The sequence below is a fragment of the Microbacterium meiriae genome, assembly GCF_040686935.1.
In the GTDB taxonomy this organism is placed as follows: Bacteria; Actinomycetota; Actinomycetes; order Actinomycetales; family Microbacteriaceae; genus Microbacterium; species Microbacterium meiriae.
Genome location: NZ_JBFBMF010000003.1, coordinates 100,349 through 114,401, shown reverse-complemented (window position 1 = coordinate 114,401; position 14,053 = coordinate 100,349). Strand labels below are relative to the sequence as shown.

Here is a 14,053-nt window from a genome sequence, read left to right as displayed (position 1 = left end):
TGGCTACTGTCAATAGCCATCGAGGAGGATTCGTGCCCACCCCCGAACGCACATCGATCGATGCCATCGTCGCGGCCGGCCAGGAGATCCTCGAGGCCAACGGCCCTGCGGGACTCACGATGCAGGCGGTCGCGGAGCGTGTGGGCGTGCGTGCCCCCTCCCTCTACAAGCGCGTGCGGGATCGTGAAGCCTTGCGTGTCGCGGTCGCCACGGCCTCCGTCGATGCCCTCGCGACCCAGCTGGAGGCGGCGGGCGACGACCTCTCCGCCCTCGCCCGGACCTATCGCACCTTCGCCCACGCGCACCCGGAGGGCTTCCGCCTCATGTTCAACGCCGCGGTCTCCCACGAGACCCTGGAACGCTCCGCCGCCCCCGTCATCCGCGCCTGCACCACCGCGGTCGGCGAGGCGGACGCCCTCGACGCCGCACGCCTCTTCACCGCCTGGGCCACAGGATTCCTGCAGATGGAGCTGTCCGGGGCGTTCCGACTCGGCGGTGACGTCGACCGCGCATTCGACTACGGCCTCCGGCGCCTCATCGCGAGCCTCGCCGATTGACGACGCTGGCCATTCCCTGTCCACGACGGCGGATACTGGCACACTGAGGCCGTGGAAGACTCCCGCAGCACCGCCGGTACCGTGGCCGCCAAGACCGGCCGGTCGCGCTGGCGTCGCACGAAGATCGCCGTGGGCGTCCCCGCCGCGGTCGCCGCCGTCGTCGCGATCATCGGGGCGCTCACGCCGTGGCCATCCGCGATGATCATCCGCTCGGTGTTCACGAAGGGCGGCGACGAGACCGCAGCGGAGATGACGAAGCACGTCCCGGACACGCCTCTCGACGAACGGAAGGACATCGCCTACGGGGATGCCGGCGCGGACACGACGATGGACGTCTTCCGCCCCGCCTCCGCCGACAGCCCGTTGCCGACTGTCGTGTGGATCCACGGAGGTGCCTGGATCTCGGGCTCGAAGGAGGACGTCGACCCCTACCTCCGCATCCTCGCCGCGGAGGGCTACACGACCATCGGCGTGAACTACACCCGCGGACCCGAGGGCGTGTACCCGCTCGCCGTCCACCAGCTCGACGAGGCCCTCGCCTACATCGACGCGCACGGGGCGGAACTGGGCGTCGACCCGCGCCGCATCGTGCTGGCGGGAGACTCCGCGGGCGCTCAGCTCGCCAGCCAGATGGCCACGCTCATCACGAATCCGGACTACGCCGAGATCCTCGGTATCCGCCCGTCGATCCGCGCCGACCAGCTCGTTGCGACCGTGCTGAACTGCGGCGTCTACGACCTCGCCGCACTGGCCGAGCTCGACGGAGTCCCGGGGTGGGGCTTCAAGTCGGCGATGTGGGCGTACTCCGGGACGAAGACCTGGGCGGAGGACTCGACCGGCGCCACGATGTCGACCGTGGACTGGGTCACCTCCGACTTCCCCGCGACGTACATCTCGGGCGGCAACGGTGACGGACTCACCTGGCTCCAGTCGATCCCGATGGCGAAGCGGCTGCAGGAGCTCGGCGTCGATGTGACGCCGGTGTTCTGGCCCGCGCTGCACGAGCCCGCCCTCCCGCACGAGTACCAGTTCCACCTCGATCTGCCCGAGGCTCGGAAGGCTCTGGCAGACACCATCGCCTTCCTCGACGCGCACACCCGCTGACCCGGCCGCTTTCGTCCGGCGGGCTGCCACGGTTGCACGATCCCGACACGACGGCACGACTCGTTCGGCCGGACGTCTGTTCATCCGTTCCCCGGTCGTGCAGGCGGACCTCGGCACGGGTGCACGACCCGGGCACGGGTGCACGACCCGGGCACGGGTGCACGACCGAATCCGGGAGATACCCGTGCCGCTGGCGCCGGGTCGTGCAAGCGGGGCGGGATCTGGACATAACATCCCTGTGACGATCGGCACGGAAGTGATATGTTCACGGGATGCACACGGAGAACGAACGCGCACTCGAGTCGGGGATCGTCACGGATCTCTCCGGGCGTATGACCTACGGCTCGTACCTCGCGCTCGACCAGCTCCTCACGGCACAGCATCCGGTGAGCGACCCGCAGCACCACGACGAGATGCTGTTCATCATCCAGCACCAGACGACGGAGCTCTGGCTGAAGCAGCTGCTGCATGAGCTCAGCTCGGCGCGGGAGCTGCTCGCGGCGGACGACCTGCGCGAAGCCCTCAAGCGCATCGCCAGGGTCAAGCGGATCCAGGACGTGATGACGCAGCAGTGGTCGGTGCTCGCGACGCTGACCCCGACGGAGTACGCCCAGTTCCGCGGCGCCCTCGGCAACTCGTCCGGCTTCCAGTCGGTGCAGTACCGGGCCGTCGAGTTCGCGCTGGGAAACAAGAACGAGAAGATGCTGAGCGTCTTCCGCGACCACCCGGCGAACCTCGCGCTCCTCACGGCCGAGTGGGAGAAGCCCACGCTGTACGACGAGTTCCTCCGCTACGCCTCTCGCCGCGGCCTCCCGATCCCCCGCGAGATCCTGGACCGCGACGTGCGGGAGCCCTACCGCGAGACCCCGGACCTCGTACCTGCCATCCGTGCGATCTACCAGGACCCGCGCACCCACTGGGACCTCTACGAGGCCTGCGAGGACCTCGTCGATCTCGAGGACAACTTCCAGTTCTGGCGCTTCCGTCACCTCAAGACCGTGTCCCGCACCATCGGGATGAAGGTCGGCACCGGCGGGTCGAGCGGCGTCGGCTTCCTGCAGCGCGCCCTCGACCTGACCTTCTTCCCCGAGCTCTACACCGTCCGCACCGAGATCGGTTCCTGATGCTCACGGCGACGTTCTTCGACGGCGAGCGCTGGCGGGACGGCGTCGTCGGACTCGGCGAGGACGGGCGCCCCCGGCTCCGTGAGGAGACGCCCGCGCCGGGGGGTCCGTTCCTCTCCGGCCGCATCGTCGGGGGCTTCACGGACCACCACGTGCACCTGCAGCTCGTCGACCACGCGCTCCTGGCCTCGTCCCGCCTCGGACGAGTGGTCGACCTCGGCGGCGACCCGTCCACGGTGGCGCGGATCGCCGTTCACAACTCAGGAGTTTCGATCGGCGGACGCGCTTCCGAGGCGGTTCCGGGTGCGCCCGGGCCGGATTCTCCTGAGTTGCGAACCGTCGACTTCGCCGGCGCGTTCCTCACGCCTCCCGGTGGATACCCCTCGGACCGCGCCTGGGCGCCGGCGGGTTCGGTGCGGGAGATCGCCGACACCGCGGCAGCGGCGACCGCGGTCGAGGAGATGGCAGCGGCCGGTGTCTCCTGCGTCAAGGTCGCGAGCAACAGCACCGCCGGCCCGGTCTTCTCCGACGCCCTCTTCCGCACGATCGCCGACCTCGCCGCAGCCCGAGGCCTCCCGGTGATCGCCCATGCGGAGGGCTCCGGCGAAGCGCAGCGCGTCGTCCGCCTCGGAGCGACGCAGCTGGCCCACGCCCCGTTCTCCGAGCGCCTGGACGACGAGGAGATCGCGGAGCAGGCCGCCCGCACCTCCTGGATCAGCACCCTCGCCATCCACGACTCCCACGCGCGGGCCATCGTGATCGACAACGTCGCCCGCTTCCACGCCGCCGGCGGCATCGTCCGCTACGGCACCGACATGGGCAACGGCCCGACCCCCGTCGACCTGAACCCGGCTGAGGTCGCCGCCCTCCGCACCGCCGGCCTCGACGACGACGCCCTCCTCCGCGCCCTCGCGCCCGTCGACCCGCTCGATCCCCGCTCTCTCCTCCTCCTGCTGCCACCCGGATCCGCCGATCCTCTGGCCGCCCGCCCCCTCACCCCCGCCGACCTGAAGGTGTGACATGACCGACCGCTCCGCCGACACCTCCCTCCTCGATGCCGCCCGCGCCCTGGACGCGTCCGACCCCCTCGCGGCCCACCTCGACGCCTTCGTCGAGGCCCCGGGCGTCACGGCCTATCTCGACGGCAACTCGCTCGGCCGCCCGCTGCGCGAAGTGCCGGAGAAGCTCGCCGCGTTCGTGCGCGAGGACTGGGGCACCCGTCTCATCCGCTCCTGGGACGAGCAGTGGATGGCCCTGCCGATGGAACTCGGCGACCGCATCGGCGCCGTCACCCTCGGGGCGGGTCCGGGACAGACGGTCGTCTCCGACTCCACGAGCGTCCTCATCTACAAGCTCATGCGGGGTGCCCTTCGACAGGCTCAGGGACCCACGGGTGCGGCTCAGGGGCCCACGGGTGCGGCTCAGGGACCCGCGGGGCGGACGGAGCTCGTGATCGAGGAGGGGAACTTCCCCACCGACCGGTTCCTCGCCGAGGGCGTCGCGGCGGAGATGGGGGCCACGCTGCGCTGGATCACGCCCGATCCGGTACACGGCGTCACGATCGACGACGTCGCGGCGGTGGTCTCCGAGCGGACGGCGCTCGTCTCGCTCAGCCACGTCGACTACCGCTCCGGCGCCCTCGCCGACATGCCCGGCATCACCGCCGTCGTGCACGAGGCCGGGGCCCTGATGATGTGGGACCTCTGCCACTCGGCGGGCGTCGTGCCGATGCAGCTCGACGACTGGGGCGTCGACATGGCCGTCGGCTGCACCTACAAGTACCTCAACGGCGGCCCGGGATCGCCCGCCTTCGCCTACCTCCGCCACGACCTGCAGGGCCTGCTGCGGCAGCCGATCCAGGGGTGGTGGAGCGCGGCCGACATCTTCGCCATGGGCCCGGAGTACGTCCCCGCCGACGGCATCCGTCAGCTCCTCAGCGGCACGCCGCCGGTGACCTCGATGCTCGCGATGCAGGGCATGATCGACCTCATCGAGCAGTCGGGCATCGACGGCGTGCGCGCGAAGTCGGAGTCGCTCACCGCGCTCGCGGTCCGAGCGTACGACGAGCTGCTCGCGCCCCTGGACGTGCGCCTGCTGAGCCCTCGCGACCCGGCGCGACGCGGCGGACACATCACGATCGGCCACCCCGACTTCCGGGAGGTCACCCGGAGGCTCTGGGCCGACGGCGTCATCCCCGACTTCCGCTTCCCGGACGGGATCCGGCTCGGGCTGTCGCCGCTGAGCACCTCGCACGCCGAGACCGTCGCCGGGGTGCTCGCGGTCAGGGATGCGTTGGAGTCCGGTGTCTCCTGACCCCGCGGCGCCGGTCGTGCTCGATGACATCGACGCGCGCCCCGGCAGCACCGCCTCGCTCCTGCGCACCCTGCTCGGCCTGTATCTGCGCCCGCTCGGAGGCTGGATCTCGGCCGCCGATCTCGTGGCTCTGTCCGCCGACCTCGGCATCCCCGCCGCTCCCGCCCGGACGGGCATCGCCCGTCTCAAGCAGAAGGGCCTGCTCCTGCCGGAGCGCCGCGACGCCGTCGGCTACCGGCTGAGCCCGGCGGCCGTGCCGATGCTGGAGCGCGGCGACCGCCGGATCTTCCGGATGCAGGAGATGGCCGACGACGATCCGTGGTGCCTGGTGTCGTTCTCGATCCCGGAGAGCGCGCGCAGCGTGCGCCATCAACTGCGCCGCCGACTGCACTGGATCGGCGCCGGCGTCGTCTCCCCCGCCCTGTGGATCTGTCCCGGGCACCTCAGGGCGGAGGCGGAGCAGATCCTCGACGAACTCGGTGCCCGCCGCTGGGCGACGCTGTTCGACGCGTCGGCCCCCGCCCCGGCCGGCACGCTGGCCGAGGCCGCCGCCACGTGGTGGGACCTGGACGGGCTGCGCGCCGAGCACGAGTCCTTCCAGGCGTCGCTCCCGGCCCTGCCCGACGCGCCGTTCCCGGCCTACGTGCACCTCATCGACCGGTGGCGGGTGCTGCCCTACACGGATCCCGGGCTGCCCCCGGCAATGCTGCCGGCCGACTGGCCGGGCGGACGCAGCTTCGAGGCGTTCGCCCGGCTGTCGGCGGCGTGGGAGGCACCCGCCTTCGCCCACGTGCGCGCCGTGACGGCCTAGAGGGTCAGACCGGCGACCTCGCGGACGAACCCGGTCACGTGCTCCTGCAGCCGCAGGATCCGCATCTCGCGCGCGAGCTCGCGGTCGTACCCCGGATAGGCCAGCGGCGGGAGCCTGCGCACCGCGACATTGCACCCGAACTCCGCGCATGCGAGCACGCCGACGGTGTCGCCCTTGCGACCGGCGGCCCCGGCGCGGCGGGCGACGTACAGCTGCACGTCGTTGCGGAGCGTCACGTCCTCGCACCAGGAGCACTGCGCGCGGGCGAGCACGCGCTGCTCGGCGCGCTGCAGCACGACACCGACCGGCTCGTCGTCGATCCACGTGACGACGTAGGAGCGACGAGGCAGCTTCGGGTCGACCCAGCCGAGGTAGTCGAGCCGGTCGAAGTCCGTCTCGGCGAAGCCGGGCGGCAGGGTGATGTCGGAGATCTCCTTGCGGGAGGCGTTGCGGAAGGAGGCGCGCAGAGCGCGCTCGTCGATGGGACGCATGGGGAAGAGCTTTCGGTGTGATCGCCGGAACGGCGAGACGGATCGGAGGATCACCCGGACGGTGCCGGGGTACGACGCAGCACCGGGGACGGGATTCCGCCTCCGGCCGGTCCTCAGCCTCTGCCTGCGGCGCTGAACGCGCCTGCAGCTCCGCTCCGCGCCCCGAGGGCGCTCATCGACGACAGCACCCGGCGAGCCTACACCCGTTTGTTTCGTCGCGTGTCGGGGGCGCTGCGGGATCCCGACCCGGTCGACGTACTCTGGCCGGACGCCGATCCGAAGGAGTCCCCGTGTCCACGCCGCTGCACCGCCGTCCGCCCCTCGAGGTGCGTGAGCGTGCGACGTGCATGTGCGGGAACGGCGGCCGCTGCTCGTCGTCAGCACCCGGCCATGCCCTGCATCTGATCCAGGAGCGCCTCGCGGCGGCGACTCCGGCAGGATGGTCGGACGCGTTCGTGACCGCGGCGGATCCGGTCGCCGGAGACCTCGTCGTCCGCACGCTCGACGGCACCACGCACACGCTGTGGAACGGCTCCGGCGCCGCGCTGGAGGCCGCGATCGGCAGCCCGGTCGCCCTCCACCTCGACTACGCCGTCCTCGCCGTCGGGCGCACTCGCTTCAACGTCGCCGTCGTGTGACGATACCCTGATCCCCTCGGGTCAGGCGCTCGCCATCATCATGTCGCGGACCGCCATGCAGGCGTTCATGCAGGCCTGACACGCCTGAGCGCAGAGCCGGCAGACGTCGCTGTGATCGGCGTGCTGCATGCATTCGTCCATGCACATCTGGCACATCGCGATGCAGGCGTCCAGCATCGCCATCATCGTGGCCGGCGTCATCCCCTGCATGCGGAGCATCGACCGCATCATCGTGTGACACATGTCCGCGCAGTTCATGCAGGCCGGAGCGCAGTCCATCTCCTGGGTCGCGCACACGGTGCAGGCCTGCTCGCAGGCGGCGCAGGCATCCATGCAGGCCTGCAGCACCGACATGTCCATCATCGCCATGTCCGGCATCGACTCCATGTTCTTGGACATGGCACCCATCATCATCGCGTCCATCGCACACCGCTCCCTTCGTCGAGGACGACGGGCAGGACACCCGCCTGGCGCCAGGCTAACCCCTGCGCGGACGGGAGTCGATGGTCGCGGGACGCTGACACGCCGCTGCGCGAATGTCAATCCCGTGGACGGTGCGGAGGGCCGGTGGGAGGCTCGAAGAGCAATCGATCCGTCAAGGAGAGGAGCCTCTTATGAGTGGCGCAGATGACATGAAGAACTCCGCCGAGAAGCTGGGTGGCAAGGCCAAGGAAGGCTTCGGCAAGCTGACCGACAACGAGAAGCTCGAGGCCGAAGGCCAGGCGGATCAGGTGAAGGCCGACGCGAAGCAGGCCGGCGAGAACGTCAAGGACGCCGCGGGCAAGGCCGGCGACAGCGTCAAGGACGCGTTCAACCGCTGATCCCCCACCCGCTGAACCCATGAAGAGGGGGAGGCTCGCCGATGGCGAGCCTCCCCCTCCGCACTCGGGTCAGACCTTGCGACTGCCGGTGATCGCTCGGATCAGCCAGGCGATCACGGCGATGGCCAGGAGCACCAGACCGACCCACAGCAGGAACTGGAGCGACTGCACCAGTCCTCCGGTGATCGCGAGGATCACGGCGATGACGATGACGATGATCAGGAGGATGTTCATCGGTCTTTCCCTTCTCTGGGGGCGCGGGCGCCCGACTGCGGTGACACCACGCTAGACCCGAACCACACCCTCCCTGGAGGGGGTTGACTTCGACCCTCCCGATGCGCGAAGGAGCAGAGCAATGCCAGGACGACGCAACAATTCCCTGAAGGATCCGGAACTGTACGAGGAGCTCCGCGACGACGGCGCCTCGAAGGAGAAGGCCGCCCGCATCTCGAACGCCGCCGCACGAGACGGCCGCAGCTCGGTCGGCCGGCGCGGCGGGGAGCACGGGGACTACGAGGACTGGACCGTCCCCGAGCTGCGGAAGCGCGCGAAGGAACTGGGCCTCACGGGCTACAGCGGCAAGCGCAAGGCCGAGCTCATCTCCGAACTGCGAAACCACTGACCCGGATGACGCGCTTCGGGATCGAGGAGGAGTTCCTCCTGCTCGATGAGGATTCGCTCGTCCCCGTCGCCTTCAGCGGTGACATCCTGGAGCGCATCGGCGGCGAGGTCGCCGCCGGACGCGTGACCACCGAGTACCTGGCCTCGCAGCTCGAGGCCCTCACCGATCCGGTGCGGACCGGAGCCGAGGCCCTGCAGCAACTGACGACGCTGCGGGCTGCCATCGGCGCGGAGGCCCGCGCGCGGCGCGCGATCGCGGCGCCGACCGGCTCGCCGTTCACCACTCTCCGCTCTCCCCGGCTCTCGCCGTCGGCGCACTACGACGACGTCGCCCGGCGCCTGGCGCACCTCACCCGCGAACACGAGGTGAACGGGCTGCACGTGCACGTCGAGGTCCCGGACGAGGAGGAGCGGGTCCGTGCGCTGAATCGACTCCGCGCGTGGCTGCCCCTGCTGCTCGCCCTCAGTACGAACAGTCCGTTCGGCAACGGCATCGACACCGGCTTCGCGAGCTGGCGGAGCATGCTCATCCGCCGGCTCCCCTCGTCGTGGTGCCCGCCCCGGTTCGCCGATGTCGACGACTACCGCACGCGCGTGGACCAGCTCCTCGATCTCGGGACCATCGGGGAGGCGACCTCCCTCTCCTGGGCGGTGCGCCTGTCCGAGCGCTACCCGACGGTCGAGGCGCGCGTCGCGGACACGCAGCTCACCGCGGAGGACGCCGTTCTCTCCGCGCTGCTGACCCGCGGGATCGCCCTGTCGTCCGGGCAGCGGATCGTCGCCGACGAGACGGAGACGATCGACGCGTCGATCTGGATGGCGTCGAGAGCGGGGATGACGGCCCGCATCCTGGATCCGCTCACGGGCGAGGTCGCCCCGGCCTGGACCGTGGCCGAGCATCTGCTCGACGACGTCGGCCCGGTGCTGGACGAGCAGGGCGACGCGGACACCGTGCGAGCGGGACTCGCCCGGATGCGGGCGGACGGCACCGGCGCGGCGCGGCAGCGCGCGGCGCACGGACGGGACGGCCTCCCCGCACTCCGACGGCTGCTGGCGGAAGGTACCGGAACATCGGCCGACTGACCGGCCCCTCGCGTCCGACCCCGGGAGTAGGGTCGGCCTGTGTCATCCTTCGCCCCGCTCCAGCGGCTCGTCATCGCGATCGCCGTGCTGGCCTCGTTCGTCACGTTCCTCGACGGAACGGTGGTGAACGTCGCGCTTCCCGCCATCAGTGAAGAGCTGGGCGGCGGGATCACCACGCAGCAGTGGGTGGTCGACGCGTACCTCATCACCCTCAGCGCGCTGATCCTGCTCGCCGGGTCCCTGTCCGACGCCTACGGCCGGGTCCTGGTGATGCGGATCGGGCTCATCGCCTTCGGCATCGCGTCGGTCGCGGTCGCCGCAGCGATCGATCCGCTCATGCTCGTCGTGGCCCGCGGAGCGCAGGGAGCGGCCGGCGCTCTCCTCGTCCCGAGCTCCCTCGCCCTCATCACCGCGACCATGCGCGGCGACCTGCAGGCGAGGGCCATCGGCGTCTGGACCGCCTTCACCACGGCGGCCCAACTGGTCGGCCCCCTCCTCGGCGGGCTCTTCGTCGACTTCCTCTCCTGGCGCTTCGTGTTCCTCATCAACGTCCTCCCCATCGGAGTGACGCTGCTGCTGCTCGCCCGCCTGCACCTGCCGGAGCACCCTCGGGGCGTCCGGGTGGACTGGTGGAGCGGAGCACTGTGCGCGCTGGGCCTGGGCGCCATCGTGTTCGCCCTCATCGAGCAGCCGAACCTCGGGTGGGCCTCCCCCGCGATCTGGATCCCTGCCGTGGTCGGGGCCGCGCTCTTCGCCGTCTTCCTGTGGCGGCAGGGCCGCTCGGCCACGCCGCTCATGCCGCTCTGGCTGTTCCGGGTGCGCGACTTCGGGTGGGGCAACCTCGCCACGCTCCTCGTCTACGCCGCGCTCTCGCTCAACGGCTTCGTCGTCGGCGTCTACCTCCAGCAGGGGGCGGGACTCAGCGCGACGGCGGCGGGACTCGCGAGCCTGCCGATGACGATCCTGATGATCCTGCTGAGCTCCCGCGCCGGCGGGTGGGCGGGGCGCTGGGGCCCGCGCATCTTCATGACCGTCGGGCCGCTGATCATGGCCGTCGGAGCGCTGATGCTGCTGACCGTGAACACCGCCTTCGACTACTGGGCGCAGGTGCTCCCGGCCATGATCGTGATGGGGCTGGGCCTGTCGCTCACCGTCGCCCCACTGACGGCCGCGATCCTCGGGGCCATCGACGAGAACCACTCCGGCATCGCCTCCGCCGTGAACAACGCCGTCTCCCGCGTCGCGGGGCTGCTGGTCGTCGCGATGCTGTCGACCATCGTCGGCGGCTCCCTCGACCTCGACGGGTTCCACAACGCCGCCTGGGTCACCGCGGCGCTCCTCGTGCTCGGCGGCGTCGTGTCGTGGATCGGCATCCGCCGGAACCCCTCGGAGGCGGCGGCGCCGCCGGTCGACGCCCCCGCGCAGCCGACGCCTCAGCCGCGATGACCGCCCCGCGCTCTCGACGCGGTCGAAGAACGGCACGCGTGTCCCTGACGCCGGCGGCGTGCGTCGCGATGGGGATCCTCGCTCTCGCCGGCTGCGCCGCCCCGACCGCCCTCCCTGCGGAGGGAACGGGGTCATCGGCCGGCGTCGTGCTTCCTCCGGCCGGAGCCCTTCCGGACTACCAGCTCGGGGGCGCGTACGATCCGGCCGAGGGCGTAGGCATCGTCGGGCGAGACCGCAGCGCGGAGCCGGTCGCGGGACTCTACTCCGTCTGCTACGTCAACGGATTCCAGACCCAGCCGGGCGAGCTCGCCGAGTGGCCCGACGACCTCCTCCTGCATGACGGTGACGATGTGGTCTTCGACCCGGACTGGCCCGACGAGGCCCTTCTGGATACCGGCAGCGCAGCGCAGCGGTCCCGCATCGCGGAGATCGTGATCCCCTGGATCGAGGGCTGCGCGGACTCCGGCTTCCAGGCGGTCGAGTTCGACAACCTCGACTCCTTCTCACGCTCGCACGGCCTCCTGACTCTGGACGACAACCTCGCGCTCGCGGAACTCCTCGTCGACGCGGCGCACGGCGTCGGACTCGCCGGCGGACAGAAGAACGCGGCCGAGCATGCGGAGGCCCTGGAGGAGCGCGCGGGCTTCGACTTCGCCGTGACGGAGGAGTGCGCCGCGTACGCCGAGTGCGGCGCATACACCGCGGTCTACGGTCCGCACGTGATCGACATCGAGTACACCGACCAGCTCCCGCGGTCGTTCGCGGAGCTGTGCGCCGACCCGGACGCCCCGGCATCCCTGGTGCTCCGCGATCGCGACCTCGTCACGCCGGACGACGAGGAGTACGTCTTCGCCGGGTGCCCCTGACGATCGACGGAGGCGCTTGCCTGCCGAGCGCCTCGGCGTCAAGTCCCTGGCGGCCCCCGTTCGCGCGGACGAGGATATCGGTGATCGACTCGATGGGAGCCCCTCCTCATGACCGTTTCCACCCTCGACCCCGACACCGCCGTCGCCTTCTCGCCGCGCGGTCCTCTGTCGGGCGCCGTCCTCGACGTCCTCACCGGTCGCGGCGAGGACGCCGCCGCCCTGCCCGACCTCGCCACCACAGCCGTCGCTGAGAGCAGCGATGTGGTCCGGGACGACGACATCCAGCTCGCCCTCTTCGTCCTCTATGCGTCCTCGTACGGCTCGCTGCCGCAGCTCGATGCGGCGCTGGAGTGGGAGGCCGGGGTGGTCACCGCGCGCCGGATCCTCGAGGACGCCTTCGAGGCCGCACTGCGCGAGACCGTGCCCGTGCCCGAGCTTCCGGAGCCGACAGTCGACGCCGTGGGGCGTGCCCTGTTCGCCCTCGCCGCTGCGGACACGGGCCCCAGCCTGTCGCGGCACATCGCCAGGAAGGCCACCCGCGAGCAGGCCGAGGAGTCGCTGATCCTCCGCTCCGTGTACACGCTGCGGGAGGCCGATCCGCACTCCTGGGCGATCCCACGGCTGACCGGCCGCCCCAAGGCAGCGCTGGTGGAGATCCAGTCGGACGAGTACGGCGGCGGCCGACCGCAGCGGGTGCACGCGGAGCTCTACGCCCGCGCCCTTCGCGCCGCCGGACTCGACGAGACATACGGCGCCTACGTCGACGACGCACCCGCGATCACGCTCGCCTCGCACAACATGATGAGCCTGTTCGGCCTCAACCGCCGCCTCGTGGGCGCGATCGTGGGTCACCTCGCCGCCTACGAGATGACCTCGTCGATCCCGTGCCGCTTCTACGCCGACGGCCTGCACCGGCTGGGGTTCGCCGACGATGTCGCCGCGTACTTCGAGGAGCACGTGGAGGCCGACGCGGTGCACGAGCAGATCGCCGCCCGTGACCTCGCGGGCAGCCTCGCCGAGGACCGTCCGGAGCTGCTCGCGGACATCCTGTTCGGCGCGGCCGCGTGCCTCACGGTCGACGGCTGGGCGGGTGCGCACACCCTCGACGCGTGGACCGAGGGCCGCTCGGCGCTGCGGGAGAGGACGACGGCATGACCGCCCGGGACGAGCCGGTCACCGTCACGGCGTACCCGGACGGCCCCCTCCTGGTGCGCGGAGAGATCGAGTTGCACGCGAGCGACGGCACGGTGATCGACCCGCGTCGGCGGACCGTGGCGCTGTGCCGCTGCGGGCTCTCCGCGCTCAAGCCGTTCTGCGACGGCACACACAAGGCGGCCGGTTTCCGCACCGAGGACTGAGCGGGCGTCAGCTCTCCGGCCAGTAATGACTGTCCGGGACGGCGCGCGCACCGAAGATCGCCTGTCCGACCCGCACGCACGTCGCGCCCTCCTCGACCGCGATCTCGTAATCCCCGGACATACCCATCGACAGGGCGCCGTCGCCGATGAGTTCGGGGTTCTCCTCACGTGCTCTGTCACGGAGGGTCCGCAGCAGCGCGAAGCATTCCCGCACCCGGGCATCGTCCGGTGTGAGCAGCGCCAGCGTCATCAGGCCGCGCACACGGAGAGCACCGTACGAGGGCAACGCCTTCAGGAAGTCGAGAAGCTCCTCCGGCGGCATCCCGAACTTCGAGTCCTCGGCCGAGGTGTTCACCTGCACGTACACGTCGAGGCTGCGCCCCGCGGCCTGCAGGCGCCGGTCGAGAGCCTCGGCGACCCGCAGCCGGTCGAGCGCCTGGAACTCGGCGGCGAAGGAGGCGACGTCCCTGGCCTTGTTCGTCTGCAGGTGGCCGATGACCACCCAGTCCACGTCCAGGTCGGCGGTCTCCCGGTGCTTGCGCACGGCTTCCTGCACCTTGTTCTCGCCGAGTCGGCGCAGCCCGGCGTCGATGGCCACCCGCACCCGATCGGTCGGCACCGTCTTGCTCACCGGGAGCAGGTGCACCTCACCGGGGTCGCGTCCTGCGCGCTCCGCGGCGGCGTCGATGCGGGCGCGGACGTCGGCGACGTTGGCACGGAAGTCCGCGGCGGTGAAGGCCGTCGGGTAGCGCTCGGCGCTCTCCCCCACACGCTCGATCTTTGACATAGGTCAAAATCTAACATAGCTTCGACACCACGT

Annotated in this window: 18 protein-coding genes; 14 read left to right on the top strand and 4 right to left on the bottom strand. The window is 70.9% G+C overall.

The features are described 5' to 3' along the window. Nucleotides 1–32 precede the first annotated feature (32 nt). The 6 genes from AB0P08_RS10465 (at nt 33) to AB0P08_RS10440 (ending at nt 5,909) form a co-directional block, all read left to right on the top strand. Nucleotides 33–557, top strand: a complete 525-nt coding sequence (locus tag AB0P08_RS10465; protein WP_363589826.1) for a TetR/AcrR family transcriptional regulator — start codon at nt 33–35, stop codon at nt 555–557. Nucleotides 558–608: 51 nt separating this feature from the next. After that, nucleotides 609–1,661 (top strand): alpha/beta hydrolase, encoded by a 1,053-nt coding sequence (locus tag AB0P08_RS10460; protein ID WP_363589825.1) that lies wholly within the window; start codon nt 609–611, stop codon nt 1,659–1,661. A 272-nt stretch (nt 1,662–1,933) separates the two neighbouring features. Next, nucleotides 1,934–2,785: a tryptophan 2,3-dioxygenase gene (locus tag AB0P08_RS10455; RefSeq protein WP_187662345.1), complete on the top strand. Its 852-nt coding sequence runs from the start codon at nt 1,934–1,936 to the stop codon at nt 2,783–2,785. Then, on the top strand, nt 2,785–3,804 hold the full coding sequence (locus AB0P08_RS10450) for a hydrolase (protein WP_363589824.1): 1,020 nt from the start codon (nt 2,785–2,787) through the stop codon (nt 3,802–3,804). The genes AB0P08_RS10455 and AB0P08_RS10450 overlap by 1 nt, the downstream gene beginning before the upstream one ends. A 1-nt stretch (nt 3,805) precedes the next feature. Continuing rightward, nucleotides 3,806–5,098, top strand: a complete 1,293-nt coding sequence (locus AB0P08_RS10445; RefSeq protein ID WP_363589823.1) for a kynureninase — start codon at nt 3,806–3,808, stop codon at nt 5,096–5,098. Further along, complete coding sequence (locus AB0P08_RS10440; protein ID WP_363589822.1) at nt 5,088–5,909, top strand: PaaX family transcriptional regulator; 822 nt, start codon at nt 5,088–5,090, stop codon at nt 5,907–5,909. Before AB0P08_RS10445 ends, AB0P08_RS10440 begins: the two co-directional genes overlap by 11 nt. Here AB0P08_RS10440 and AB0P08_RS10435 read toward each other — a convergent pair. Next, entirely contained in the window at nt 5,906–6,400 is a 495-nt protein-coding gene (locus tag AB0P08_RS10435) for an FBP domain-containing protein (protein ID WP_187662349.1), read from the bottom strand. The genes AB0P08_RS10440 and AB0P08_RS10435 overlap by 4 nt on opposite strands. Nucleotides 6,401–6,690: 290 nt before the next feature. On the opposite strand from AB0P08_RS10435, the gene AB0P08_RS10430 reads away from it, so the two are divergent. Next, nucleotides 6,691–7,038, top strand: coding sequence for a hypothetical protein (locus tag AB0P08_RS10430; protein ID WP_363589821.1), 348 nt, complete (start codon nt 6,691–6,693; stop codon nt 7,036–7,038). A gap of 21 nt (nt 7,039–7,059) precedes the next feature. On the opposite strand, the gene AB0P08_RS10425 is transcribed toward AB0P08_RS10430, so the two are convergent. Beyond that, nucleotides 7,060–7,437, bottom strand: coding sequence for a four-helix bundle copper-binding protein (locus AB0P08_RS10425; protein ID WP_231729507.1), 378 nt, complete (start codon nt 7,435–7,437; stop codon nt 7,060–7,062). Between the two features lie 215 nt (nt 7,438–7,652). Between AB0P08_RS10425 and AB0P08_RS10420 the strand changes: the two genes are divergently transcribed. Then, complete coding sequence (locus AB0P08_RS10420) at nt 7,653–7,859, top strand: CsbD family protein (RefSeq protein ID WP_101848342.1); 207 nt, start codon at nt 7,653–7,655, stop codon at nt 7,857–7,859. A 69-nt stretch (nt 7,860–7,928) separates the two neighbouring features. Here AB0P08_RS10420 and AB0P08_RS10415 read toward each other — a convergent pair whose 3' ends face one another. Next, nucleotides 7,929–8,093 (bottom strand): hypothetical protein, encoded by a 165-nt coding sequence (locus tag AB0P08_RS10415; RefSeq protein WP_164498167.1) that lies wholly within the window; start codon nt 8,091–8,093, stop codon nt 7,929–7,931. Between the two features lie 121 nt (nt 8,094–8,214). Between AB0P08_RS10415 and AB0P08_RS10410 the strand changes: the two genes are divergently transcribed. The 6 genes from AB0P08_RS10410 to AB0P08_RS10385 all read left to right on the top strand — a co-directional run bounded on the left by AB0P08_RS10410 (nt 8,215) and on the right by AB0P08_RS10385 (nt 13,233). Next, on the top strand, nt 8,215–8,481 hold the full coding sequence (locus tag AB0P08_RS10410) for a DUF7218 family protein (RefSeq protein WP_187662351.1): 267 nt from the start codon (nt 8,215–8,217) through the stop codon (nt 8,479–8,481). A 5-nt stretch (nt 8,482–8,486) separates the two neighbouring features. Further along, a complete protein-coding gene (locus tag AB0P08_RS10405) occupies nt 8,487–9,563 on the top strand; it encodes a carboxylate-amine ligase (protein ID WP_363589820.1) in 1,077 nt (358 codons plus the stop codon). 39 nt (nt 9,564–9,602) lie between these two features. Next, nucleotides 9,603–11,009 carry an MFS transporter gene (locus AB0P08_RS10400; RefSeq protein WP_363589819.1) on the top strand — a complete coding sequence of 469 codons (1,407 nt, stop codon included), beginning with the start codon at nt 9,603–9,605 and terminating at the stop codon, nt 11,007–11,009. 38 nt (nt 11,010–11,047) lie between these two features. Beyond that, nucleotides 11,048–11,875, top strand: coding sequence for an endo alpha-1,4 polygalactosaminidase (locus tag AB0P08_RS10395; RefSeq protein ID WP_363589818.1), 828 nt, complete (start codon nt 11,048–11,050; stop codon nt 11,873–11,875). Nucleotides 11,876–11,983: 108 nt separating this feature from the next. Further along, nucleotides 11,984–13,030, top strand: a complete 1,047-nt coding sequence (locus AB0P08_RS10390; RefSeq protein ID WP_363589817.1) for an iron-containing redox enzyme family protein — start codon at nt 11,984–11,986, stop codon at nt 13,028–13,030. Continuing rightward, a complete protein-coding gene (locus tag AB0P08_RS10385) occupies nt 13,027–13,233 on the top strand; it encodes a CDGSH iron-sulfur domain-containing protein (RefSeq protein WP_187662356.1) in 207 nt (68 codons plus the stop codon). The genes AB0P08_RS10390 and AB0P08_RS10385 overlap by 4 nt, the downstream gene beginning before the upstream one ends. Nucleotides 13,234–13,240: 7 nt before the next feature. Here the strand turns inward: AB0P08_RS10385 and AB0P08_RS10380 are convergent, their stop codons facing one another. Next, complete coding sequence (locus tag AB0P08_RS10380) at nt 13,241–14,020, bottom strand: YggS family pyridoxal phosphate-dependent enzyme (RefSeq protein ID WP_363589816.1); 780 nt, start codon at nt 14,018–14,020, stop codon at nt 13,241–13,243. Between the last annotated feature and the right edge of the window lie 33 nt (nt 14,021–14,053).

Excerpts from the sequence above, each read along its gene's own strand:
- AB0P08_RS10455 (WP_187662345.1), top strand. The coding sequence starts at position 1,934 with ATGCACACGGAGAACGAACGCGCACTCGAGTCGGGGATCGTCACGGAT.
- AB0P08_RS10450 (WP_363589824.1), top strand. The coding sequence starts at position 2,785 with ATGCTCACGGCGACGTTCTTCGACGGCGAGCGCTGGCGGGACGGCGTC.
- AB0P08_RS10445 (WP_363589823.1), top strand. The coding sequence starts at position 3,806 with ATGACCGACCGCTCCGCCGACACCTCCCTCCTCGATGCCGCCCGCGCC.
- AB0P08_RS10435 (WP_187662349.1), bottom strand. The coding sequence starts at position 6,400 with ATGCGTCCCATCGACGAGCGCGCTCTGCGCGCCTCCTTCCGCAACGCC.
- AB0P08_RS10425 (WP_231729507.1), bottom strand. The coding sequence starts at position 7,437 with ATGTCCAAGAACATGGAGTCGATGCCGGACATGGCGATGATGGACATG.
- AB0P08_RS10420 (WP_101848342.1), top strand. The coding sequence starts at position 7,653 with ATGAGTGGCGCAGATGACATGAAGAACTCCGCCGAGAAGCTGGGTGGC.
- AB0P08_RS10415 (WP_164498167.1), bottom strand. The coding sequence starts at position 8,093 with ATGAACATCCTCCTGATCATCGTCATCGTCATCGCCGTGATCCTCGCG.
- AB0P08_RS10410 (WP_187662351.1), top strand. The coding sequence starts at position 8,215 with ATGCCAGGACGACGCAACAATTCCCTGAAGGATCCGGAACTGTACGAG.
- AB0P08_RS10405 (WP_363589820.1), top strand. The coding sequence starts at position 8,487 with ATGACGCGCTTCGGGATCGAGGAGGAGTTCCTCCTGCTCGATGAGGAT.
- AB0P08_RS10390 (WP_363589817.1), top strand. The coding sequence starts at position 11,984 with ATGACCGTTTCCACCCTCGACCCCGACACCGCCGTCGCCTTCTCGCCG.
- AB0P08_RS10385 (WP_187662356.1), top strand. The coding sequence starts at position 13,027 with ATGACCGCCCGGGACGAGCCGGTCACCGTCACGGCGTACCCGGACGGC.
- AB0P08_RS10380 (WP_363589816.1), bottom strand. The coding sequence starts at position 14,020 with ATGTCAAAGATCGAGCGTGTGGGGGAGAGCGCCGAGCGCTACCCGACG.